The sequence below is a fragment of the Methylophaga sp. UBA4204 genome, from assembly GCF_002379485.1.
Classification (GTDB): Bacteria; Pseudomonadota; Gammaproteobacteria; order Nitrosococcales; family Methylophagaceae; genus Methylophaga.
The window spans coordinates 5103-12387 of the sequence record NZ_DFTU01000057.1 but is presented as its reverse complement, the minus strand read 5'-3'; the positions used below and the strand labels follow the sequence as shown (position 1 = coordinate 12387).

General features: G+C 40.1%; 9 protein-coding genes. 4 read left to right on the top strand and 5 right to left on the bottom strand.

Annotated elements, in window-relative coordinates:
* The coding region (locus tag B3182_RS08325; protein ID WP_292752308.1) for a TonB-dependent siderophore receptor at window positions 1–1308 on the bottom strand (1308 nt) is incomplete at its 3' end.
* Window positions 1309–1613: 305 nt separating this feature from the next.
* Here B3182_RS08325 and bfr point away from each other — a divergent pair.
* On the top strand, window positions 1614–2093 hold the full coding sequence (bfr, locus tag B3182_RS08320; RefSeq protein ID WP_292358461.1) for a bacterioferritin: 480 nt from the start codon (window positions 1614–1616) through the stop codon (window positions 2091–2093).
* A gap of 21 nt (window positions 2094–2114) precedes the next feature.
* Here the strand turns inward: bfr and B3182_RS08315 are convergent, their stop codons facing one another.
* A complete protein-coding gene (locus B3182_RS08315) occupies window positions 2115–3035 on the bottom strand; it encodes a LysR family transcriptional regulator (protein WP_292397685.1) in 921 nt (306 codons plus the stop codon).
* A gap of 89 nt (window positions 3036–3124) precedes the next feature.
* On the opposite strand from B3182_RS08315, the gene B3182_RS08310 reads away from it, so the two are divergent.
* Complete coding sequence (locus B3182_RS08310) at window positions 3125–3553, top strand: DMT family transporter (RefSeq protein ID WP_292358464.1); 429 nt, start codon at window positions 3125–3127, stop codon at window positions 3551–3553.
* A 6-nt stretch (window positions 3554–3559) separates the two neighbouring features.
* Entirely contained in the window at window positions 3560–4039 is a 480-nt protein-coding gene (locus tag B3182_RS08305; protein ID WP_292412777.1) for a DMT family transporter, read from the top strand.
* A 31-nt stretch (window positions 4040–4070) separates the two neighbouring features.
* Here B3182_RS08305 and B3182_RS08300 read toward each other — a convergent pair whose 3' ends face one another.
* Window positions 4071–4439, bottom strand: coding sequence for a winged helix-turn-helix transcriptional regulator (locus B3182_RS08300; protein WP_292358467.1), 369 nt, complete (start codon window positions 4437–4439; stop codon window positions 4071–4073).
* A gap of 127 nt (window positions 4440–4566) precedes the next feature.
* Between B3182_RS08300 and B3182_RS08295 the strand changes: the two genes are divergently transcribed.
* Window positions 4567–5043: an ester cyclase gene (locus B3182_RS08295; protein WP_292358469.1), complete on the top strand. Its 477-nt coding sequence runs from the start codon at window positions 4567–4569 to the stop codon at window positions 5041–5043.
* A gap of 314 nt (window positions 5044–5357) precedes the next feature.
* On the opposite strand, the gene B3182_RS08290 is transcribed toward B3182_RS08295, so the two are convergent.
* Together B3182_RS08290 and B3182_RS08285 are read right to left on the bottom strand one after the other, a co-directional pair.
* On the bottom strand, window positions 5358–6464 hold the full coding sequence (locus B3182_RS08290; protein ID WP_292358471.1) for a helix-turn-helix domain-containing protein: 1107 nt from the start codon (window positions 6462–6464) through the stop codon (window positions 5358–5360).
* Window positions 6465–6466: 2 nt separating this feature from the next.
* The gene (locus B3182_RS08285; protein ID WP_292358473.1) at window positions 6467–7129 is read right to left on the bottom strand and encodes a hypothetical protein; all 663 of its coding nucleotides are present in this window, start codon (window positions 7127–7129) and stop codon (window positions 6467–6469) included.
* Window positions 7130–7285: the final 156 nt, after the last annotated feature.

Here is a 7285-nt window from a genome sequence, read left to right as displayed (position 1 = left end):
TATCCCAGCCGATAAAACCACTTTCCCAATTTCAATATGATCAGCCAGGTAGATACCAACTTGTTGTATTTCATTATCATCACGATCTACCGGATTCGCTAGGGCTGCAGTATTTAAGTTTCCGTATTGCGGATCATAAAGATTAATAATTCCACCACCGGTTGAATTAGAAATATAATTTTCTTCCTCCCATAATGCATCCTGTCTATCCCAGCCAATAATTAGGTTATGACGGGTTATACCCAAATCAAAGACACCTGAAAGACGCGTATCCAGATTAAAAATTCTAGTTTGACGATCAGCTGTATGAATACTTCGTGCAATATTGCCTTCAGGAGAAACAACTGCTCCCACCCTGGCCCAATGCTCGCGAGTTTTGGTACTAGATTCTGTGTAACGAGCGGTAGTAGAAAATGACCAAATATCATTAAATTTGTGATCAAAAAAGAAAGTTAATTCCGTTTTCTCTCTATCATATCTATCCCAGTCAGGCTCACCAACAAAGGTTTCTGAACCGACATAACCTAAAGGTCCTCGATCAAGTGTGCCGGTTTGTGGCAAAAACTGAGCAGAAACCTGGCCTCTATTTTCCTGGCGATTTAATAAGAAAGAAAATGTTGTGTCATCTGTGGGACGCCACGTTATAGATGGAGCAATTACATAACCATCATCTTCAACATGATCGACCTGAGTATCAGCATCTCGTTGTAAACCAACAACTCTATACGGCAGTTTGCCGTCATCTGTCGCAGGGCCAGTCACATCAAATGCAATCTGCTTACGATTGTGAGAACCATATTGCCCCCATATCTCACCTTGCTGTTCAGCTTTTGGTAATTTTGAAACCGAATTGATAACCCCACCCAGATCCCCCTGTCCGTATAACATGGATGAAGGTCCTTTCAGTACCTCAATACTTTCCAATGCATAAACGTTGGTTCGAACACTGTTATACGAACCATAGAGTTGTCTTAAACCATCAAGGTAAAGGCCAGGGGAAATACCGCGGACTTTAGCACTATCGATTCGGGTATCAGCACCAAATGCGCCAGAGTAAACACCGGAGGTATACTGTAGAGCATCCTGAATATTTTTTGCCCCAGTATCTTTCATGAAATCATCATCGATAATAGACATCGAAAATGGCTGATCCATTATCGGCACATTTAATTTACCAACAACTGGTTCTTCTTCCAGCTCGATATAACCTAACGAATCAGCACCAGTCGAAGTTACTTCTACTGTCGGCAAATCCAGAGACTTTTCTTCGGTTTCTTCAGCGATAGCATTAGCTGTAAATACGAACATAGCTAAGACGGCCGGGGCACAAAACAACCGGTTTTTTTGAACAGATGGATACATTACAGATTCCCAAACGATTTATTAAAGCTAAATGATAGTGATTTAGATTTGCATAATGTAAAGAAATGTAACAATTCTGTCAATTTGTATGTTTGAAATCACAAAACGGATTTTGGTTTAAGTGTGTTGCAAGCTTTGCCGTACAAATTTGTTTAAATTGGCAAATACCCGTGACAAGTGCCAGTTGATGAGTCAAGCTTTACATAAAATAACGCCTCAGCCCAAACTTGATTACCAAAAGGAAAACGCTTATGAAAGGCAGCCAAAAAGTCATTGATTTACTTAATAACCTCCTCGCCGGTGAACTGACCGCGATGGACCAATATTTCATTCATTCCAGAATATACGAAGACTGGGGGCTGACACGATTATATAACCGTATTTCTCATGAAATGCAGGATGAAACCGACCATGCCGATCAGATGATCAAGCGTATTTTGTTTCTGGAAGGCATGCCCGACCTGACACACCGCGAACCGTTACGTGTAGGTCACACCGTACCGGAAATGCTGCAAAACGATCTGGATCTGGAATACGCTGTGGTCAAAAATCTGCGGGAAGGTATCGCGCTGTGTGAAAAAGAAGATGATTACGAAACACGCCAGATGTTACTTAAACAACTGGAAGATACCGAACTAGATCACACCCATTGGTTGGAACAACAGCTAGGGTTAATTGATAAAATGGGTTTGAGAAATTACCAGCAAGCCATGACGCTAGCTGAAGCATAAATGACTATTTTTTAATTGATTTTACGCATCCCAATACGGTTTCTCTTCGCCAAAGTAGCCTGACATAGCATCTAGAAAATATCTGACTTTAGAAGATTTCAACCGATTCGCTGGATAAAGCGCATAAATCTTTTGTGGTTCGGCTTTTTCTGATGCTTCCCATGATTGTAGTAAAGGCACCAATTCACCGGATTGAAGATACTTGCTTATCAGCCAGCGTGGGAACAACACAATTCCTTGCCCTGCAACGGCCGCATCAACCAGAATATCGGCATTGTTACTATATAAATTTCCGGTGACCTCAATGCCTTCAAATTTTGCCTCTGCATTGGGTCTAAAAAACCAGCTCCGCCGTCCCATACTGCCCTTATAAATTAGACAATTATGCTGAATCAGCCCCTTTGGTTCTGACAGCTCAGCCATTGAATCCACATACTCAGGTGCAGCACACAAATCATACTTTTCATTGGCAATTTTTTTATAGTTCAAACTGGAATCGGCCATTCCCCCAATACGGATTACAACATCCACGCCCTCGATGATCGGATCAATATAACTATCTGTTAATACCAGCTCGATGTTTATATCTTTATATTGTCGCTGAAACTTGTGAAGTAATTTGGTTAGATGCAATCGTCCAAAAGACACTGGAGCATTGATTTTTAGATTGCCTTGGGGCACCAAAGCACTTCCCTTAGCAAGCTCGGTTGCCAGTTCAATACTAATCAGTGCTTCTCTGACCTCAGCAAAATAGATCTCCCCCACTTCCGTTAGCTTGACCGCTCGAGTATGACGATAAAACAACCGCTGACCCAATGATTTTTCCAATCCAGCGATATAACGTGAAACAGATGAAGGCGGTAAATCCAATACTCTTGAAGCAGCTACAAAGCTACCTGCCTGTGCCACAGCCACAAATACTTTCAAAACATTCATGCTCATAGTGCAATTATCTATTGTTATTTACGTTATTGATTGAATTTAAGCATCAATAGACAATCACCACAACTTTTACTCAGGAAACGACATTCGTGCAGATCATTATTTACCTATTGGTACTCATCGCTGGGATGGGGTTGTCCATTGAAGCCGGATTGCTGGGACCATTGGGTATTCAAGTCGGTCATCTCGCGGCCACCTTATCCATCTTTATGATCGGCTCAATTATTTTGTCACTGATCCTGATCTTTTTTGTCAAAACCGATCTCAACAAATTGTTTAATCAACCCAAATGGTTATTAACTGGCGGCGTATTAGGACCGTTGTATGTAGTGTTTCTGACAATTGGCACGCCCATTGTTGGTCTCGGTGTCACCATGACCAGCGTGTTACTGGGACAAATCGCCATGAGTCTGGTCATTGATCACTACGGTCTACTGGGCTCGGTAAAACGATCCATTGATCCTTATCGCATCATGGCTATCGTCATGATTCTGTCCGCTCTTTGGTTATTAAGTTAGGAACACATGATGACATTCACATTAACCATCTTAATGCTTACACTCGGCGGCATTGCTTTATCGGTGCAATCCTCAATAAACGGTAATCTTGGTAATAAAGTCGGCGTCATCGCCAGCTCATGGCTGACGTTTATTGTCGGCTTTGCGATAACCTTTCTGCTGTTTTTCTTTTTTGAATCTCCCCACGATCAAACACTACTCACCGCTCCGAAATGGCAACTTATCGGTGCGTTATTCGGTGTGGTATATATGGTCGTTGTCGTCTTCGCCGTGCCGAGAATAGGTATCGCAGGCACTACCGTTTCGGTTATCTCCGGCCAATTGATGATGAGTTTATTGATTGACCACTTTGGCTGGCTGAATAACGCCGTAATCACCCTTGATGCAGAACGTTATCTTGCGGCTATATTATTGATTGGCGCGATAGCCATGATTTATTTGAGCAATAAAAGACGCGAAGCAGCACTTCTATTAAATGAACAGTAAATAAATTAAAACGAGTGGTTTTTTATAAATATTAGAACTCATTCGGTAGGGTGTCATAAGCCTGCTGAGCTTCCAGTACATACTCAATATTACCTTCTGACCAATTTTTAATGCCATCTAATAAATCGATCAGAGTTTGCCCAAGCGGTGTTAATGAATACTCCACTTTTGGTGGAACGGTCGGATAGACCTTACGGTTAACCAGGCCATCACGTTCCAGTCCTCGAAGGGTTTGCGTCAGCATTTTCTGTGAAATACCATCCAGCTCCCGACGTAGCTGCCCGAAGCGTTTTGTCTCTTCAGCCAAAGCCCCCACAGTAAGTACTGTCCACTTATCCGCAATCCGATCCAGCACTAAACGGGTGGGACAGTTTTTATTATAGACATTCCATTCAGCCATAAGCCATTGTTTCCATTTTATAGTCACTTTTTAGTATGTATAGCACTTTAAAGTGCCTTCTTGCGGAAAGATACCGTCACTCATAGTATTTCTCTTGCCAATTAAAAGCAACTCAAAGGAAAACATCATGAAACGTTATTTTTTAAACATCATCGCATTTACAACTTTATTATTTAGTGGAACACACGCAATGGCTGATCAAAACACAAACCCAAACTTAACTTTGTTGAGCAATTTTGCTGGCGAGGTATTTGTTAATAAAGACCTCTCTAATCTGGATGCATATATGAAAAAAGATTACATCCAGCATAACCCTGCCGTCGCCCAAGGCAGCGAAGGATTTAAAGCCTTTTTTGCTGACTGGTTTGCCGCTATCCCCGACTTTCATTATGAGCTGAAAAACATCATCGCTAATGATGAATTCGTTTGGGTCTACGGGACTTATTCAGGTACCCATGAAAATGAATGGCTGGGCATTCCAGCCACTCAAGCCGAGTATAAGTTTGATGCGATTGATATCTTCAGAATTGAAGATGGAAAATTAGCTGAACATTGGGATGTGATGGATTTGCATACCTTATTCACTCAGTTACAAGCTAAGTAATCGTTATTCAAAAAGCAGGGCTTCGGCTCTGCTTTTTTTGCTTTATTTTCAGTAACCAAACGAACTGCTACTTCCCAAATCCCCTTTTGTGCTGCCGATAAAAATAGTTATCTCAGGATTAGAAATCGGAATGTTTGAGCGCAGCGAGTTTTTCGATTTCCCTGAGATAACTATTTTTATTGGGAAGCCGCAGGCCAGCACAAGGGGTGCCCTTGGGTTGTTAGGGAATTGGGCACGCAATTCCCTGACTCGCAATCATGCGAAATAAATGAGGTTGAGATATTCAGCTTAATCTCATGAAGCATGTACTTTACTTATTTTACTGCTCTCAATTTATTCTCGGGAAAGCTAATGTCTGGCAAAAACTCTTTTATGACATTCTCAGTTAAACCTAATTTTACTAAAACTCTTTTCCATGATCCGAAGCCAATCCCATTAATCATTGATTCCAATAACGCAGGCTGTTCAAATGGAATTTGTTCATCTAATGGTTCACCTTTTGCCCATCCCTTTTTATTAATATACATATAACCAGAACGCATCTGATCTTCAGATACCAGACCTAAAGTCTTGGCTCTGAATAATAACGCTTTGAAACTAACCTTGAAATACAGTTTCAATTTATAGATATTTTTCCAATTTAAGCTCTTAGTACCTCTGGTTATTGGAAAGCTTTCTATTGCCTTACTGAAGGTTACTTTCGGCATTAAGAAAGCACTAGCAAAATAGTTAGCCTGTTTTTCTGTTAATTTACAGCCTGTATCAATGCCCTCATGCATAATTAAATGACCTAATTCATGTGCTAAGTCAAAGCGATACCTACATGGATTATTTTTGGCATTATTACGAATAATAATTGGACGCTTTGTTGATAATGAAAAGGCATCAACTTTTTCATCAACCCCATCGACCGTAGTAATAATTACACCTGCATTTTCTAAAACAATTGTTATGTCAGAAATAGGACCTAAACCTAACTCCCATTCTCGCCTTAATAAATCAGATAGTTTTTCAATACTTGCAGCGTTAATATTTTCAAAATCATTATCAAAATTTACTCGAAAATCATTTAAATCGTAATAACTCTCAATTTCAGAAATAAGATTTGTCAAAATCTCCGCTCTAGCCATGACTGTGTTTGTAATTGTCTTTGTTCTAGTTCTTATACTTCTGAAGTGGCACTGCTCTTCAACAACTGGTGCTCCTCGTTCAGAATAAAAAAAACTCTTTTCTACACCTAGCTCCTTGCATAGCAGCTCAAATTGTGAATCTTTAGGCTCTTGTCCTGACTCCATTTTGGAGACATTTTGTCTTGTTACATTGAGAATTGAACCAATATTATCTAAAGAAAGTCCTTTAGCAAGCCTTGCCAAACGGAGCTTATCGCTGCGATATATTTGCAGACCTTGAATTTCATTCATTTTTACTTATCCGAATGTTCTGTTTTTTGTTTTTCTATTATTTTTAAAGCTACTTGTTTTCTCTCGATTGGCTTTTCTTGAATTAACCTATCTCCAACGGATTGGAATTTATTGTTGACTCTGTCATCCGAATACCACAATGACACCAAAGAATTATTAATAGGGTGATAGCCAGCTAGGGCTACTTTAAAGTCATCTTCTAAATCAACAATCTCGTCTCCAATACCTATAACTGTTGGAGCTACGACCATTAATCTCCAGTAGAGATCCTGATTACTTTGTTCATATTCATCATAATCTTCTAATAAAAGGACTAATTGACCTTTTTCTATTTCATTCTGGTTAAAGATTTTTATTCTTTTGCGGGGAGAGCGAGGCTCATCTCTAAAAACCCTTAAAGGTATATTATTAAGTTTGGGCACGTAGTCCATGCCTGTACTAGCTAAGGTTAGCCAAGGTTTTCCGGCATCATGGCTGAGCTTAATAAATAACTGTCTAAGTCTTCCATGTAAAGTTGTCTCAAATGTATACCTGTCGTCGTATTCACCAGTGTTTGATAGCCTTGTCTGCTCTGCAATATCTAAAATCTCGCGTGCTATTATATTTAACTGCTCCTCGTTAAAGGCCGAGCAAACTTCGAAAGGAGATTTAAATTCTGTTGACATAATTACGAGACCTCTAGAGATGAGTGCATATGCATGCCGGCCAGAATATTGCTTATTTTTTATTTTGTCAACTAGAAAGGAGGGTTTAATCTAATTTGTTAACCAGTGTTTTTCTTTTTTATCGGCCGCTGCCACCCCTTAACCGTCTTCTGCTCC